This is a genomic window from Aliiroseovarius zhejiangensis (genome assembly GCF_014656375.1).
GTDB lineage: Bacteria > Pseudomonadota > Alphaproteobacteria > Rhodobacterales > Rhodobacteraceae > Aliiroseovarius > Aliiroseovarius zhejiangensis.
Map to the genome: position 1 here is coordinate 230,935 of NZ_BNCH01000001.1, position 15,496 is coordinate 246,430.

The window sequence follows — 15,496 nt, forward strand, 5'->3', positions numbered from 1 at the left end:
CTCCTCCCGGTATTGGCCTATGCCGCGCATTGGGCCTTTCTGGCAAGCCTGTGCGCGTGCAGCAGGGGTTCAGTATACCCCGAAGGCTGTGCACGGCCATCAAATACCAGCGCGCAGGCGGCCTTGAAGGCTTCGCCGTCGAAACCGGGGGCCATCGGCTCATAGGCCGGGTCGTCCGCGTTCTGGCTGTCGACCTTCCGGGCCATGGCGCGCATGGCGTCCATCACCTCATCCTTCGAAACGATGCCGTGGTGCAGCCAGTTGGCCAGCGCCTGGCTGGAAATCCGGCAGGTTGCGCGATCTTCCATCAGGCCCACATCGTGAATGTCCGGCACCTTTGAGCAGCCGACACCGGCATCCACCCAGCGCACCACATAGCCAAGAATGCCTTGGGCGTTGTTTTCCACCTCGTCGCGGATTTCTGCGTCCGACCAGTTCACGCCTTGCGCCACCGGAATGGTCAGCAGATCATCCAGCGTCCCGCGCGGCCCCTTGGCGGCAATCTCGTCCTGCCGGGCCAGCACATCGACGCGGTGATAATGGGTCGCGTGCAGGGTCGCTGCCGTGGGGCTTGGCACCCAGGCGGTGTTGGCACCCGCTTCGGGATGGGCGATCTTTTCGGCCAGCATGTCGGCCATGCGATCCGGCATCGCCCACATGCCCTTGCCGATCTGGGCACGTCCGCGCAGCCCGCAGGCCAGCCCGATATCGACGTTGCGATCCTCATAGGCGCTGATCCAGGCGGTGTCTTTCATGTCACCCTTGCGCACCATCGGCCCCGCTTCCATCGAGGTGTGAATCTCGTCCCCTGTGCGGTCAAGGAAGCCTGTGTTGATGAACGCCACGCGATGTTTGGCCGCGCGGATACATTCCTTGAGGTTCGCGCTGGTGCGCCGTTCCTCATCCATGATGCCCAGCTTGACGGTGTATTGCGGCAGGCCCAGCATCGCCTCGACGCGGGTGAAAATCTCATCGGCGAAGGCGACCTCTTCCGGGCCGTGCATCTTGGGCTTCACGACATAGATCGACCCTTTGTGCGAATTGCCATCCTCGCGCTTCACATCGCGCATTCCGATCAGGGTGGTTATCACCGCGTCCATGATGCCTTCCGGCACCTCATTACCGTCGCGATCCAGAATGGCGGGGTTTGTCATCAGGTGGCCCACATTTCGCACCAGCATCAGAACCCGGCCCCTGTGGGTCATGGGCGTGCCATCAGGCGCGGTATAGTGAATGTCATCGGCCAGCTTGCGGGTGAAGCTCTTGCCGCCTTTGGTGACCTCTTCGGTCAGGGAGCGGTCCATCAGGCCCAGCCAGTTGGAATAGGCCAGCACCTTGTCTTCGGCATCCACCGCGGCCACGCTGTCTTCGCAATCCATGATCGCCGACATCGCGCTTTCCAGGCGGATATCCGAAATGCCGGCACGGTCCTGTTTGCCGACCGGGGTGTTTGCGTCCAGAAGCAGCTCGATCATCAAGCCGTGGTTTTTCAGGTAAATCCGCCCCTCGGCATGACCTGCGAATTGAGCAGGATCGGCCAGCGCAGGTGTCAGAGCGCCGTCATTGACCGAAATGTCCTGCACATCGGCCCAGCTTCCATCAGCCAGCGGCACCGCCTGATCCAGAAAGTCGCGCCCCCAGGCAATCACGCGCGCGCCGTGTTCGGGGTCATACCCCCCCGGCTTGGGCGACGTCCCCAGTGCGTCGGTGCCATAAAGCGCGTCATACAGGCTGCCCCAGCGGGCATTGGCTGCGTTCAGGGCAAAGCGCGCGTTCGTGATCGGCACCACCAGTTGCGGGCCGGGGATCTCGGCAATCTCGGGGTCCACATTGGCGGTTTCAATCTTAAAATCGGGGCCTTCGGGGACAAGGTATCCGATGTCTTCAAGAAACGCGCGATAGGCTTCCGCGTCATGTGGCTGGCCCGCGCGGGCCTTGTGCCAGTCGTCGACCTGCTGCTGAAGGTCGTCGCGTTTCTTCAGAAGGGCGCGGTTCTTTGGACCAAGCTCGTGCACGATTTCGGCGAACCCGCGCCAGAAGTCGTCGTATTTCAGCCCCGTCCCGGCCAAGGCGCGCGTTTCCAGAAAGCGCCCCAGCTCGCGATGCACGGACAATCCTTTGCGGTCGATATAAACGCTCATCCCCGGTTCCTTCAGTCGGCAATCAAACAAGTTGCGGTACACTCTCGCATACTGCAAGGGATCACAAGTGGGATTTCCTGCCCCGACAGATAAGCAGAACTTAACCGTGAGCCAAGCATCGCTCGTGTCTTGCAGCCCCCGGACGGCAGGTCTAACCTGCCGACTTGCACGCGAGCCAAAAGGATTCACGATGACCGACACAACGCCCCAGCCCATTTACCTTGCCGACTACACGCCGCCCAATTGGCTGGTCGAGGACGTGTCCCTGACCTTCGTTCTGGATCCGACCGCAACGCGCGTGCGGTCGACCATCCGGTTTGCCCCCAACCCCGATGCCACATCGCGCGACTTCTTCCTGCATGGTGAGCATCTTAACCTGATCCACGCCGCCATTGACGGGACCGAGATCACGCCCGAGATGGCCGACGGCGGGCTGACAGCAGAAGTGCCAGACACCGCTTTCACATGGGAGGCCGAGGTCGAGATCAGCCCCGAAACCAACACCGCGCTGTCCGGACTTTACATGTCGAACGGCATGTATTGCACCCAATGCGAGGCCGAGGGCTTCCGCCGCATCACCTTCTATCCCGATCGCCCCGACGTGATGGCCCCCTTCCGGGTGCGGATCGAAGGCGATATGCCGGTGCTTCTGTCCAACGGCAACCCCACCGGGTCCGGCGAAGGCTGGGCCGAATGGCATGACCCCTGGCCCAAACCAGCCTATCTGTTCGCGCTGGTGGCGGGCGAGTTGATCGCGCGCGAGGACAGGTTCACCACCATGTCCGGCAAACAGGTGGATCTGAAACTGTGGGTCCGCCCCGGCGATGAAGCCAAGACTGCCTTCGGGATGGAGGCGCTGAAGGCTTCGATGAAATGGGACGAACAAGTGTATGGGCGCGAATATGATCTGGATATTTTCCAGATCGTCGCCGTGTCGGACTTCAACATGGGCGCGATGGAAAACAAGGGGTTGAACATCTTCAACACCTCAGCCGTGCTGGCCAGCCCCGAAACATCGACAGATGCGAATTTCGAGCGGATCGAAGCCATCATCGCGCATGAATATTTCCACAACTGGACCGGAAACCGGATCACCTGCCGCGACTGGTTTCAACTGTCGCTGAAAGAGGGTCTGACCGTGTTTCGGGATCAGCAGTTTTCAGGCGACATGCGGTCCAAGGCGGTGTGCCGGATCAACGATGTGATCGCCCTGCGCGGACGTCAGTTCCGCGAGGATAACGGCCCGCTGGCCCATCAGGTGCAGCCTGACAGTTTCGTCGAGATCAACAATTTCTATACCGCGACCATTTATGAAAAAGGCGCAGAACTGATCGGCATGATGAAAACGCTGGTGGGGGATGATGAATATTACAAGGCGCTCGACCTGTATTTCACCCGCCATGATGGGCAGGCCGCCACGATCGAAGACTGGGTGCGCGTGTTCGAAGACAGCACGGGCCGCGATCTGACCCAGTTTCGGCGCTGGTACAAACAGGCCGGCACGCCGCGCCTGAAGGTGACGGATGACTTCAAGGACGGCACCTATACCCTTCACTTTGAACAGGAAACCCCGCCCACACCCGGGCAGGACGAGAAGTTGCAACAGCACATTCCGGTCGCTGTCGGTCTGATCGGCCCGAATGGGGACGAGGTGGTAGCGACACAAGTGCTGGAGATGACCGAGGCGACGCAAAGCTTCACCTTCGACGGTCTGGGGGCCAAGCCCACCCCGTCGATCCTGCGCCATTTCTCGGCCCCTGTGATCCTGCAACGTGACAGCTCGCCCGCCGAACGCGCCTTTCTGTTGGCCCATGACACCGACCCGTTCAATAAATGGGAGGCCGGGCGCGCGCTGGCCAAGGATGTGCTGATCGCCATGGTGACGGGTGAGGATGCCCCGCTGTCAGATTATCACGAGGCGCTGACGGTGATGCTGCGCGACGACAGCCTTGACCCGGCCTTCCGCGCACTGGCGATGGGCCTGCCGGGGCAGGATGATCTGGCGCAGACCCTGTTTGACGCGGGCGTCACCCCGGACCCGCAGAAGATCCATCGCGCCAGTGAAACCCTGAAACAGGCGACGGCCGAGCATCTGCAAGACCTGTTGCCGCGCCTTTCGGCCGAGATGGAAGTGGACGCGCCCTATGAGCCCAATGCCGAACAGGCGGGCAAGCGGGCGCTGGGGCTGGAGCTTCTGAAACTGACCAACCGTCTGGATGGCGGCGCGGCGGCCCAGGCCCTTTATGAAAGTGCAGACAACATGACCCATCGTCTGGGGGCGCTTGGCTGTCTGCTGGATGTTGAAAAAGGCAGCAAGGAACTGGCCGATTTCCGCACCCGCTTCGAAGATGACGCGTTGGTCATGGACAAGTGGTTTGCCATGCAGGTTGCCCATGCTGACCCCGATAAGGCCGCCGACATAGCCGACACGCTGACCAAGGATCCGGCGTTCAACTGGAAGAACCCGAACCGGTTCCGCGCCCTGTTCGGCGCTCTTTCGATGAATCAGGCGGGGTTCCATCACGCATCTGGCAAGGCCTATGGCCTGCTGGCGGATTGGTTGATCAAGCTGGACCCGGTCAATCCGCAGATCACAGCACGCATGACGACGGCGTTTGAAACCTGGCGACGCTATGACGCGGACCGGCAGGACATGATGACCGCGGCCCTGAAACGCATTGCCGCCACGGACGGGTTGAGCCGCGATAGCCAGGAAATGGTGGGCCGTATGCTGGGCAAGTGAGCTGCAGTAAAATGGGCGGTGCCGTCTGGCCCGCCCATGTCTTTTCACTGTCCGTTTCGTTTTGCTGTGCGCGGGGTCTAGCTGACCGCGCAGTAATTCTGTTCCTTGATCCAGTTGCGCATCCCTTCGCGCTTGCGCTTGGAATGGAACGGCCCCCAGTCGGCGGCGACGCCGCGCATGCCCTTGGACACCACATTGTCACGCGGCACGGTGACCGACATGATGCGGATGGCACAGCTTAGGTTCAGCTCGCCCTTTTTCAGGTCGGCCCCTGACCGCGCCTGGCAACCATAACCGCGCGCGGTGGCGGGCAGGATCTGCACCAAACCATACCATTTGCCACCGCCACCCACGGCGGTCTGGCGCCACGTGCTTTCATAGAAGGATAAGGTGGACAGAAGACCCGTCCAGAACGCATTTCGCCCCACCTTGTCCTGCGACTTATAGCCGGGGCACCAGGCGTCGATATCGTCTGGCACGGTTTCTGCCAGGATCGTCCCATGAGTTTCCAGCGCCTTCATCGTGGCATCTGTCCAGGCCGGGGCCTGCGGTTTTTCATCCCATTTCATCGTCAACATAGGCATGCGCACCCCACGCGTGCCGAAAATGTCGTTGGCCTGTGCGCTCGGGGCAAGCATCAACGCCGCCGCCAGGCCCAAAATCAGTCGTTTCATCGTCCCTCGCTCAGGTCCGGTTGCTGTCTTTCTTACGTCATCGCGGCGAAATAAGGGGCGTGGTTGCATTTAGCAACCTCACCAATGCGGCAGCGCAGCAATTGGCAGAGTCTTGCTGAAATTCATGTTTACAAAGCCAATTTGTGCCCATGACGTTCTACCATTGCCAGAAAATCGTAGAATTGCTGCACTGCGGCGCAATCGGAAGGTGAGCAACACGCGCCAGAACCCGTCGCGCGCCCCAAGCGGCCCGCTGCATCCTCGGCCGCCAGCACCTCTTGCCCCGCGCGCATGCCTGCCCTAGAAGGCCAGAAGATCACCAAACACGGGAACACGCACATGCTGGATCATCTCGCCTATGAACCCCCTGCACCGAAAGTCATTGCGGGTGCCAAGGACGATTGGGAACTGGTCATCGGGATGGAGATCCACGCGCAAGTCAGCTCGAACGCCAAGCTGTTTTCCGGGGCGTCCACGAAATTCGGGGCGGAACCCAACGCGAACGTGTCCTTTGTCGACGCCGCGATGCCGGGCATGCTGCCGGTAATCAACGAATACTGCGTGGAACAGGCGGTGCGCACCGGGCTAGGCCTGAAGGCCGAGATCAACTTGTTTTCCGCCTTCGACCGCAAGAACTATTTCTATCCCGACTTGCCGCAGGGCTATCAGATCAGCCAGCTTTATCACCCCATCGTGGGCGAAGGCGAAGTGATCGTGGACATGGCGCCGGGCGTGGCGCGCCGCGTGCGGATCGAACGCATTCACCTGGAGCAAGACGCAGGGAAATCGGTGCATGACATGGACCCGAACATGTCCTTTGTCGACCTGAACCGCACCGGTGTGGCGCTGATGGAAATTGTCAGCCGCCCCGACATTCGTGGGCCCGAGGAAGCCGCCGCCTATGTCACCAAGCTGCGCCAGATCCTGCGCTATCTGGGCACCTGTGACGGCAATATGCAAAACGGCAACCTGCGGGCGGATGTGAACGTGTCGGTCTGCCGTCCGGGCCAGTACGAGAAATACATTGAGACGCAGGATTTCGGCCATCTGGGCACAAGGTGCGAAATCAAAAACATGAACTCGATGCGGTTCATTCAGGCGGCGATTGATTTTGAAGCCCGCCGCCAGATCGCCATTCTGGAGGACGGCGGAGAGATCACGCAGGAAACCCGGCTTTATGACCCCGACAAGAACGAAACGCGGTCGATGCGCTCGAAGGAAGAGGCGCATGATTACCGCTATTTCCCCTGCCCCGACCTGCTGCCTTTGGAGATCGAACAGGACTGGGTCGACGACATTGCGCGGTCGCTGCCCGAACTGCCGGACGAAAAGAAGGCGCGCTTCGTCAACGATTTCGGCCTGTCGGAATATGACGCGGGCGTGTTGACCGCCGGTGTGCGCAACGCTGCGTATTTTGAAGAGGTCGCCGACGGGCGTGATGGCAAGCTGGCCGCGAACTGGGTCATCAACGAGCTGTTCGGCCGTCTGAAAAAAGACGACAAGACCATTGCCGACAGCCCGGTCAGCCCCGCACAACTGGGCGGTATCATCGAGTTGATCTCCAAGGGCGACATCTCTGGCAAGATCGCCAAGGATCTGTTTGAAATCGTCTATACCGAAGGCGGCGACCCGGCCAAGATCGTCGACGAGCGCGGCATGAAACAGGTCACCGACACCGGCGCCATCGAAGCCGCAGTGGACGAGGTCATTGCCGCCAACCCGGCCCAGGTGGAAAAAGCCAAAGAGAACCCGAAACTGGTCGGGTTCTTCGTGGGTCAGGTGATGAAAGCCACCGGCGGCAAGGCCAACCCGAAAGCGGTGAACGAGATCGTGACCGCGAAACTGGGGCTCTAGGCTCACCTTTCGGAGCTGACAAAAAGGGCGCCGCTTGGGCGCCCTTTCTTTTCATGACGTTGATCGTAGCGGCTCCGCGCTGGACCCGTTTTGAATCTCGATTTTTACAGCCCCGGCAGCAGACGCGTCAGACCACGTTCGCCGAAGGTGGCACCACGCTTGGCCCCGAAGGCGTATTCCACACCCAGCCCAAGATAGGTTGACGACAGGTTGGCGGTGACGCCGAACGCAGTGGCGCCGATCCCGGCGGATCCGACTTCACCATACAAAGTCACGTTTTCAGCAGGCTCGTAATTCGCGCGGAATGCGGTGGTGTAAATGTGAACATCGCCTTCGAAGTCGACCCGATCATAGGCCGCGCCAACCGAGAAGTGGTCGTTCAACTGATAGGCGCCGGCAATCCCGAAAGCGGTGGCAGACACGCCACTTTCGTCGCCGAACCCGACATAGGCTTCAAGATCGAGCGCCCCGAAATCGCGGCCGACCTCGGCGCCATAGAAGTCGATCGAGGTGAAGCTGTTGCTTTCACGGCCATAGAACAGGCCCGCCGAGGTCGTATCATTGAAGTGATAGATCGCGTGAACAGCGCCCGAGGTCACGCCTTCGTTCACGAACCCGAATTCGTAATGCGAAAGGTCGAACTGCACGGAAAATGCGCGGTTGATGCCAAGCTCCAACGAGCCTTCCACAGCCATGCGCGACAGGTCGCTGTCTTCGCTGAAGGCCGAATACCCAAGGGAAATGTCGCCACCGGTCAGTTCCATGGCGGCAGCCGGCATCGCACCCAGGGTGGCGGCGCAGACCGATGTGAAAAGGATTTTCTTTAGGTGTGTCATGCTCGTCTCATATCTTATATTCGTAGTCTCGCCCGGATGCCGCCACGCAGAAATCGGCTTGGCGGCGATCTGGTAACAGACTGTTAACAAGTGTTAATCCCTTCTGACATGCCGATTTTCTATTTTGCGTGGAAACTATCCATTGGGATGGGTTTCGTGCTGTTTTTACAACGGCTTCATGTGGCTTCATGCGGCTTCATGCGGCTTCGTGCAGGCTCATGTGGGCGGTGCCGTGATCGCGCGGACTGTGTCCGGGGTCAGGGCCATCCGGTCACAACCGCCGCTGCGCACAGAACCGCTTGGGCCGGGCGCGATGTCTGGTCATGCGCCACGCCACCTGCTAAGCGTCTGCACGACCACAATCCTGATCAGAGTATCCAGATGTTCGAATACGAAGCGATCCCCGCCCCGCGCAAGGGCAAAAAGGCCCGCGGGGTCAAGACCAGCGAAGACCGGTTCGCCCATGCGATGACCGAAGTGTTGAATGACATGGCCGCCGACGGGTGGGAATATCTGCGCGCCGACACACTGCCTTGCGACGAGCGGTCGGGATTTACCGGGCGCACCACGGTCTATCAGAACGTCCTGGTGTTCCGTCGCCCGCTGCTGACAGAAGCCGCCGTGGACACCGACGCAGACGAGACAGAGGAGGCACCGGTTCACCGTGCACCCGCCGTCGCGGCGCCGGTGGATCCGGTCGACAGCCACGCGGCGCCGTCGCTGCCATCGGCGGACGCGGCCAATGCGGTTGGCGACCATGCCCCCGCTGTCACCCGCCAGGACAACTGAGCCGGGTCAGTCCGAGATATCCAGTGCCAGCGCGTGGATCTGCCCCACCAGCTCCGGCCCCAGCGCCGCGTGAACGGCCCGGTGGCGGGCCACGCGCGACATCTTGCCGAACGCCGGCGCGCGGATCACCACGCGGAAATGACTTTGCCCACCTTCCTGATAACCCGCATGCCCCCGGTGCATTTCGCTTTCGTCAATAACTTCAAGATGTTGCGGCGCAAACGCGGTGTGCAACGCCTTGGCAATCTGATCGGCCCTGGTCATTTCCTGCCCTTTCCCTCTTCAATCGGCTCGAAAATGCAGTAAACTCTCGGGTCCGAGTCGAAAAGAGTATTCCCATGCCCAATAATGATCCATTTGGTTTTGACATCTCGGTCTCAGCGGCCAAGAAAAAGAACCCGCGCGGCAAGCGTGGCATGTCGGGGGCGTTCGAGACCTCGAAACGGGTATGCGAACATCCCGGCTGTGAAGAACAGGGGCAATATCGCGCGCCGCGGTCGCCAGATCATCTGGACGAGTTCAAGTGGTTCTGCAAAGACCATGTGCGGGAATACAACCTGAAATGGAACTTCTTTGAAGGCGCGCCCGAGGACGAGGTCCATGAACAGTTCGAAAAGGATCGTGTGTGGGAGCGCGAGACAAAGCCTTTCGGATCAAAGGACGAACAACGGGCCTGGGCACGGCTGGGCGTTGATGACCCGCATCAGGTGCTGGGCGCCAACGCGACCCGCAATCCTGGCAAGTCGATCACCGGCACCCGCAAGCTGCCCCCGACTGAACGGCGCGCGATCGAGATTCTGGACGCCAAGGACCACTGGACCAAGGCCGAGATCCGCAAGGCCTACAAAAAGCTGATCAAGGTCTTGCATCCGGACATGAATGGCGGCGACCGCAGCCAGGAGGAGCAGTTGCAGGAAGTTCGCTGGGCTTGGGATCAGATCAAGGACAGCCGCAGCTTTAAGTAAGCACCGCGCGACGGGGCTCCGGGGGAAAAGGGGCTTTGCCCCTCTGCGCGTTGCGCATTCACCCCAGGATATTTTTGGCCAGAAGAAGCTGGCGAGAAGCTGTCGGACCAGTTCCGGGTGTTTCTATGACCAGCCTGTCGTTGCGTCATAAAACTCGCCCCCTTCCCCTTGAACCCGTCTCGTTGATCAGGCATCACACTCGGGTTGCGACGCGCGAGGCAGAAGGAACTACGCAGATGGCAGACGGCACACAGGATATGAACGCAAAACCCACCGAAGAAATCTCGGTCCGTGAGGTGTTCGGGATCGACAGCGACATGCATGTCAAGGCGTTTGCCGATCGCACCAGCCGCGTGCCGGAAATCGACACGACCTACAAGTTTGATCCTGACACGACACTGGCGATCCTTGCTGGGTTTTCGCACAACCGTCGCGTGATGATCCAAGGCTATCACGGCACGGGGAAATCGACCCATATCGAACAGGTGGCCGCGCGTCTGAACTGGCCTGCGGTGCGGGTGAACCTTGACAGTCACATCAGCCGGATTGACCTGATCGGCAAGGATGCGATCAAGCTGAAGGACGGGATGCAGGTGACCGAGTTTCAGGAAGGCATTCTACCCTGGGCCTTGCGCAACCCGACCGCGATTGTGTTCGACGAATATGACGCGGGCCGCGCGGATGTGATGTTCGTCATCCAGCGGGTGCTGGAACATGACGGCAAGCTGACCCTTCTGGACCAGAACGAGGTGATCACCCCTCACCCGTCCTTCCGCCTGTTTGCCACCGCAAACACCGTGGGTCTGGGCGACACGACGGGGCTGTATCACGGTGTGCAGCAGATCAACCAGGCGCAGATGGACCGTTGGTCGCTGGTTGCCACGCTGAACTATCTGTCACATGATGCGGAAACAAATATCGTGCTGGCGAAGAACCCGCTTCTGAACACGGAAAAGGGTCGCAAGACGGTCAGCCAGATGGTGACGGTCGCCGACCTGACCCGCACCGCCTTTATGAATGGCGATCTGTCTACGGTGATGAGCCCACGGACCGTGATCAACTGGGCCCAAAACGCGCATATCTTCCGCTCGGTCGGCTATGCGTTCCGCCTGTCCTTCCTGAACAAATGTGACGAGCTGGAACGCCAGATCGTGGCAGAATTCTATCAGCGGTGTTTCGACGAGGAACTGCCGGAGAGCGCGGTGAGCATGAGCCTGGGGTGATTTGTGATCGTTTGATATCCTTCTGCATTGCCCAGTCGCAGAATTGGGCAGTGCCGACCTATGGGACTTCGATAGGCTGATCCAATGAAAAAACCCTCCGACAACCCCGCTGATCCGTTCAAGAAAGCGCTGGCCGAGGCGACGAAAACGCTTGCCGATGAGCCGGAACTGTCGGTCAGCTTTACGGTGGATCCCTCGGGCGTGACGAAGGACGCGATGCGGCTGCCGCAAGTCACGCGGCGGCTGACGCGCGACGAGGTGTTGCTGGCGCGGGGCACGGCGGATGCCTATGCGATGAAGCTGCGCTATCACAACGAGGCGACCCACGCGAAATATGCCCCTGCCAGCGGCATGGCGCGCGAAATATATGAGGCGATGGAGACCGCGCGCTGTGAGGCGATGGGCGCGCGCGACATGCCCGGCACAGCGGGCAACATCGACGCCAAGATCGAAAGCGATGCGATGCGGGCGGGTTTTGACCAGCTCACTGCCGCGGCCGATGCGCCGCTGGCCACCGCGGCCGGATACCTTACGCGTCATTTGGCGACGGGGCGCGATATGCCCCCGGCTGCGGCCAACGTGATGAATTTGTGGCGCGACTTCATCGAGGGCCAGACCGGCGATCATCTGGACGATCTGGGCGACAAGCTGGGCGATCAGACGGCGTTTGCCCGCTTTGCCCGCCAGATCATCGAAGATCTGGGCTATGGTGATCAACTCGGCGACGACCCGGACAGTGAGGATGATCAGGCCGAGGATGACGCCGAACCGGACGAGGATCAGACCGAGGACGATCAGCAAAACGAACAATCGCAGGACGATGAAGAGGCCGAGGCCGACCCCGAACGGTCGCAGGACGAGCAGATGGACCAGTCCGAAGCGCAGGTGACGCTGGACGACATGGCCGAGGACGAGATGAGCGACGAGGCGCAAATGCCCGAGGCCGATGCCCCGCTTGAGCCGCCCGCCCCGCCGCCCGCGTCGGAAGCGGATCCGGATTATCTGGTTTACAGCAACGAACATGACGAAGAGATCATGGCCGAGGATCTGGCGGAACCGGCCGAATTGGAACGCCTGCGCGCCTATCTGGATCAGCAATTGGAGCCGTTGAAAGGCGCGGTCAGCCGTCTGGCGAACAAGTTGCAACGGCGGCTTCAGGCGCAGCAGAACCGCTCGTGGCTGTTCGATCTGGAAGAAGGTATTCTGGACGCCGGTCGTTTGGCGCGCGTCGTCGCCAACCCCACGACCCCCCTGTCGTTCAAGATGGAAAAGGACACCGAGTTCCGCGACACGGTGGTGACACTGCTTCTGGACAATTCCGGGTCGATGCGGGGGCGCCCGATCTCGATCGCGGCGATCTGCGCTGACGTCTTGGCGCGGACGCTGGAACGCTGTCAGGTCAAGGTCGAGGTTCTGGGCTTCACCACACGGGCCTGGAAAGGCGGGCTGGCGCGCGAGAAGTGGCTGGCCGATGGACGCCCGCAGCAACCCGGCCGTCTGAACGATCTGCGCCACATCATCTATAAAAAGGCCGACGCGCCGATGCGGCGGACACGGGACAATCTGGGCCTGATGATGAAAGAGGGGCTTCTGAAGGAAAACATCGACGGCGAGGCGCTGGAATGGGCGCATCGGCGGATCGTGGCCCGACCCGAGCAGCGCAAGATCCTGATGGTGATTTCCGACGGGGCGCCGGTGGACGATTCAACGTTGTCCGTTAACCCCGCGAATTATCTGGAAAAACACCTGCGCGACGTGATCGCCATGGTCGAAAAACGCAAGCAGGTCGAGCTGCTGGCCATCGGCATCGGCCATGATGTGACACGCTATTACGACCGCGCGGTGACGATCACCGATGTCGAACAACTGGCCGGCGCGATGACAGAGCAACTGGCGTCGCTGTTTGACAGTGATCCCCGCGCACGGGCGCGCCTTCTGGGGATAAAGAAGGTCAGCTGACCCCCCCTTTCCTCGGCCCGCGTTTCACGGCATGTTGCGCGCATCCAGCGCCTGCCTGTGGCGCGCGGCATTACCCGACACATTCAGACACCGGAGAACACCATGTTCCAATCCTTCGACACGACCGCCGACCCCTCGCATGGCCCCGTCAGGCTGGCGCGGCTGCGCCGGGCAATGGCGATGAAAGGGCTGGACGGGTTCATCGTGCCGCGTGCGGATGCGCATCAAGGCGAATATGTCGCGCCGTGTGATGCACGTCTGGCGTGGTTGACCGGGTTCACGGGCTCTGCCGGGTTCTGCATTGCGTTGAAGGACCACGCCGGGATTTTCGTGGATGGGCGGTATCGCACCCAGGTGCGTGCGCAGGCTGACATGGAGGCGTTTACACCGGTCCACTGGCCCGAAACCCTGCCCGGCCCGTGGTTGAAGGACACACTTGCGGGAAAGGCCGCCAAGATCGGCTTTGATCCGTGGCTGCACACGAAAGGCGAGATCGAAACCATCGAAAAGGCGCTGTCAGGCACCAAGGTCACGCTTGTGCCAACTGACAATCTGGTTGACCGGATATGGGAGGATCGCCCCCCTGCCCCCAACGGCAAGATCATCGAGCAACCTGTTGAGTTTGCAGGCATGTCCAGTGCGGCCAAACGCTCTGAACTGGCGGATATGCTGTTGTCGGCAGGGCAGAAATCCTGCGTGATGACCTTGTCCGACAGCATTGCATGGATGCTGAACATCCGCGGCGACGATCTGCCCCGCATTCCGGTCGTGCAGGGCTTTGCCGTTCTGGGCGATGATGCTGCGGTGGCGTTTTTCACCACCGAGGGGCGCCAGATCGAGGCTGCGTTGGACAAGGATGTCACGCTGCATTCGGTCAAGGATTTCGCCGACCATCTGAAAACACTCGATGGTCCGGTCCGGGTGGACAAGGCCACCGCTCCGCTGGCGGTATCGCAGCTGTTGGACAAGGCGGGCATTGCGGTGGATTGGGACAGCGATCCCGCCATTCTGCCCAAGGCGCAGAAGAACCCGACCGAACTTCGGGGCGCGCGCACGGCGCATCTTCGCGATGCCGCCGCCGTGGTCGAGTTTCTGACCTGGTATGACGCCGCAGAGAAAACCACCCTGACCGAGATTGATCTGGTCACGACACTGGAAGACAAGCGCCGCGCATCAAACGCGCTGTTGGACATTTCGTTCGAGACCATCGCGGGCGCCGGACCGAACGGGGCGATCATGCACTATCGCGTGACGCATGATACGAACCGCACCCTTGCCCCCGGCGATCTGGTGGTTCTGGACAGCGGCGGGCAATATCGCGACGGCACCACGGACATCACCCGCACCTTGCGGGTCGGCAATGTCGGGGACGAGGGAAAACGCTGCTACACGCGTGTGTTGCAAGGCATGATTGCCCTGTCGCGAATCTATTTTCCCAAGGGGCGCACCGGTCGCGATCTGGACCCGATCGCGCGCTATCCCTTGTTTGCTGCCCATCAGGATTTCAACCACGGCACCGGGCATGGTGTCGGGGCGTATCTGTCAGTGCACGAGGGGCCACAACGGTTCAACGCAATCTCGGATATCGAATTGCTGCCCGGGATGATCTTGTCGAACGAACCGGGCTATTATCGCGAAGGCGCGTTTGGCATCCGTCTGGAAAACCTGATCGTCGTGCAAAAGGCCACCTGCCCCGATGGCGGCGATGCCGATCGCGACATGCTGTCTTTCGAGACCCTGACCTTTGTCCCCTTTGATCGTGACCTGATCCTTCCCGATATGCTGTCGGGGGAAGAGCGGGCGTGGCTGAACAACTATCACGTCACTTGCGTTGAAAAACTGTCGCCGCTTCTGGGTGACGCTGCGTTGCGCTGGCTCAAAGCGGCCTGTGCGCCTATTTGACACGCGACCGTCACATTTTTTCTGATACTGTTCCGCGCACGGAACCCGCAACACGAGGATGACCATGGCTGACCAAATCACGATCCGCCCCGCCGAAGGGAAATGGACTGTTCGCGCCGGGGGCGCGGTGTTGGGGGAAAGCCAATCGGCGCTTGAAGTGGTCGAAGGCAACCGTGCCCCGGTGATCTATTTCCCGAAGGGCGACGTGGCGATGGCGTTTCTGGACAAAAGCGACACGATCACCACCTGCCCGTATCGTGGCGAGGCGCGGCATTTCTCGATCCAGACGAAATCGACCGTGATCGAGGATGCGGGTTACATGTATGACGCACCGGTCGAAAAACTGGCCGCGTTGAAGGATCATCTGGCCTTCTATGCCGAAAAGGCGACCATCGCGCGCACCTGACGCT

12 protein-coding genes are annotated in these 15,496 nt (G+C 60.8%); 8 read left to right on the plus strand and 4 right to left on the minus strand.

The genetic code is table 11. The features are described 5' to 3' along the window. Window positions 1–17: 17 nt before the first annotated feature. Window positions 18–2,141, minus strand: coding sequence for a malate synthase G (locus IE188_RS01055; RefSeq protein WP_191284624.1), 2,124 nt, complete (start codon window positions 2,139–2,141; stop codon window positions 18–20). Window positions 2,142–2,331: 190 nt separating this feature from the next. Here IE188_RS01055 and pepN point away from each other — a divergent pair, with 190 nt between their 5' ends. After that, window positions 2,332–4,884 carry an aminopeptidase N gene (gene pepN, locus IE188_RS01060; protein ID WP_191284625.1) on the plus strand — a complete coding sequence of 851 codons (2,553 nt, stop codon included), beginning with the start codon at window positions 2,332–2,334 and terminating at the stop codon, window positions 4,882–4,884. Between the two features lie 77 nt (window positions 4,885–4,961). On the opposite strand, the gene IE188_RS01065 is transcribed toward pepN, so the two are convergent. After that, entirely contained in the window at window positions 4,962–5,558 is a 597-nt protein-coding gene (locus IE188_RS01065) for a lysozyme family protein (protein ID WP_229836383.1), read from the minus strand. 339 nt (window positions 5,559–5,897) lie between these two features. Between IE188_RS01065 and gatB the strand changes: the two genes are divergently transcribed. After that, window positions 5,898–7,412: an Asp-tRNA(Asn)/Glu-tRNA(Gln) amidotransferase subunit GatB gene (gene gatB / locus IE188_RS01070; RefSeq protein ID WP_191284626.1), complete on the plus strand. Its 1,515-nt coding sequence runs from the start codon at window positions 5,898–5,900 to the stop codon at window positions 7,410–7,412. A 104-nt stretch (window positions 7,413–7,516) separates the two neighbouring features. Here the strand turns inward: gatB and IE188_RS01075 are convergent, their stop codons facing one another. Further along, window positions 7,517–8,248, minus strand: coding sequence for a porin (locus tag IE188_RS01075; RefSeq protein WP_191284627.1), 732 nt, complete (start codon window positions 8,246–8,248; stop codon window positions 7,517–7,519). Window positions 8,249–8,629: 381 nt separating this feature from the next. Between IE188_RS01075 and IE188_RS01080 the strand changes: the two genes are divergently transcribed. Further along, window positions 8,630–9,037 carry a DUF4177 domain-containing protein gene (locus IE188_RS01080; protein WP_191284628.1) on the plus strand — a complete coding sequence of 136 codons (408 nt, stop codon included), beginning with the start codon at window positions 8,630–8,632 and terminating at the stop codon, window positions 9,035–9,037. Between the two features lie 6 nt (window positions 9,038–9,043). On the opposite strand, the gene IE188_RS01085 is transcribed toward IE188_RS01080, so the two are convergent. Continuing rightward, on the minus strand, window positions 9,044–9,301 hold the full coding sequence (locus tag IE188_RS01085; protein WP_191284629.1) for a BolA family protein: 258 nt from the start codon (window positions 9,299–9,301) through the stop codon (window positions 9,044–9,046). A gap of 74 nt (window positions 9,302–9,375) precedes the next feature. Between IE188_RS01085 and IE188_RS01090 the strand changes: the two genes are divergently transcribed. The 5 genes from IE188_RS01090 to IE188_RS01110 all read left to right on the plus strand — a co-directional run bounded on the left by IE188_RS01090 (window position 9,376) and on the right by IE188_RS01110 (window position 15,492). Continuing rightward, entirely contained in the window at window positions 9,376–10,002 is a 627-nt protein-coding gene (locus tag IE188_RS01090) for a J domain-containing protein (protein ID WP_191284630.1), read from the plus strand. Window positions 10,003–10,238: 236 nt separating this feature from the next. Then, the gene (cobS, locus tag IE188_RS01095; RefSeq protein ID WP_191284631.1) at window positions 10,239–11,225 is read left to right on the plus strand and encodes a cobaltochelatase subunit CobS; all 987 of its coding nucleotides are present in this window, start codon (window positions 10,239–10,241) and stop codon (window positions 11,223–11,225) included. An 84-nt stretch (window positions 11,226–11,309) separates the two neighbouring features. Further along, the gene (gene cobT / locus IE188_RS01100) at window positions 11,310–13,184 is read left to right on the plus strand and encodes a cobaltochelatase subunit CobT (RefSeq protein ID WP_191284632.1); all 1,875 of its coding nucleotides are present in this window, start codon (window positions 11,310–11,312) and stop codon (window positions 13,182–13,184) included. A gap of 102 nt (window positions 13,185–13,286) precedes the next feature. Further along, a complete protein-coding gene (locus IE188_RS01105; RefSeq protein WP_191284633.1) occupies window positions 13,287–15,086 on the plus strand; it encodes an aminopeptidase P family protein in 1,800 nt (599 codons plus the stop codon). Between the two features lie 64 nt (window positions 15,087–15,150). Beyond that, entirely contained in the window at window positions 15,151–15,492 is a 342-nt protein-coding gene (locus tag IE188_RS01110) for a DUF427 domain-containing protein (protein ID WP_191284634.1), read from the plus strand. Window positions 15,493–15,496 lie beyond the last annotated feature (4 nt).